This is a genomic window from Lentilactobacillus hilgardii DSM 20176 = ATCC 8290, assembly GCF_000159315.1.
Lineage (GTDB): Bacteria > Bacillota > Bacilli > Lactobacillales > Lactobacillaceae > Lentilactobacillus > Lentilactobacillus hilgardii.
Window position 1 is genome coordinate 1 of sequence record NZ_GG670008.1, and the last position, 1,450, is coordinate 1,450.

1 protein-coding gene is annotated in these 1,450 nt (G+C 39.8%); it reads left to right on the forward strand.

Features of this window, described 5'->3' with window-relative positions; translation table 11 throughout:
• Nucleotides 1-236 precede the first annotated feature (236 nt).
• Entirely contained in the window at nt 237-1,439 is a 1,203-nt protein-coding gene (locus tag HMPREF0519_RS12630) for an IS110 family RNA-guided transposase (RefSeq protein ID WP_040472846.1), read from the forward strand.
• Nucleotides 1,440-1,450: the final 11 nt, after the last annotated feature.

Consider the following 1,450-nt stretch of genomic DNA (forward strand, 5'->3'; position numbering starts at 1 on the left):
CAAACATCCTAAAGTAAGAGGTATCAAGATTGTGACGACAATCTTGATACCTCTTTTACTATACTTAAATTGAGGTTGAGGTCGTCAACATCAGTGGAATATACATTCCGAGTGTCAAACTGGCCCAACAACACGTAGTGAACAGTTAGATTTAGGATGTGGGTCCTTGAGATCGAATTTAGAAAATGAACGAATCTGCGAAGTTGTTACCTCAAAAATATATGGAAGGCGATAAAGTGCACGTTTTAGGTATTGATGTGAGTCGTGGAAAGAGTAATTGTGCTCTTTTACACGATCATACGGTTATTAAGGAGTTTCAGATTATCCATAATAAGTCTGGATTGGCAAAGCTCAAGTCAATAATTACGAGTGACCTGCCAGTCATGGCAGTATTTGAAACGACTGGTATTTATTCTAGAGTTCTGACTCGTTTTTTTAGCGAGGAAGGAATGAATTACCTTGAAATAAATCCTTTGGAGTCCTCAATTCGCATGGCGGGGTTGAGAAGGCAAAAAACAGACCGTTCAGATGCAGTTAAATTAGCGCTCCTGGGAATTGATCAGAAGTCACTGATTCATGGTCGTAGACCATATTCAAGGCCATATGAGCAACTTCATTTAATGGCACACCGCTATCTAGAAATAACTAAGGAGAGATCCCGGATTATCAATCATTTACATGCCGCACTTGATCAAACATTTCCCGAGTTAAACGATATATTTAACCCAATTCGATCAGTGCTCGGCTTAACTTTTGTTAGTCTCTTTCCCCACCCTGATTTTTTAACAGGATATATTCCAGGAACGATGGCAAAACAAATCATTGGCTTGGTAAGTCCTAAAATCCATTCGGATTTAATCGTACGTAGATGTAATGAGGTCTGGCAGGCAGGCCAATTGTCGTACCCAGCACAACCTGCGAATTCATTTCTGACTAATCAAATCCATAGTTATTGTGAAGAGATTCAGCGATATAATCAGGCCCATGACTTATTAAAACGCCAATTGATCACTTACGCGAAAACTTTTCCGGAGTTTAAACTCATTGCGAGTATTCCTGGGGCGGGAGAGATATCAACTGCCCTGTTACTAGGATTTACAGGAAAAATAGCGAGATTCCCAAGCTATAAGCAGCTGAATGCTTACGTTGGAATAGATCTACGACGAATCCAATCCGGAGGGTTCAAAGAAGCTGACCGGATTAACCGGAGAGGTCAAAGTAGTGCCCGTTATATTATGTTTGAAATGATTAGATCCATGCTTAGAAATAAAGCACGCATTGATAATCACATTGTGGATTACTACTATAAGCTAAAAAAAGGACCACACCCTAAACCGGATATGGTTGCCATGATTGCTTGTGTGAATAGGCTTGATAGGACGATTATGAATTTGGTCCGCACAAACCAAATTTATAATTACGCAAGAACTTCCCATTAAGCAGACTATTT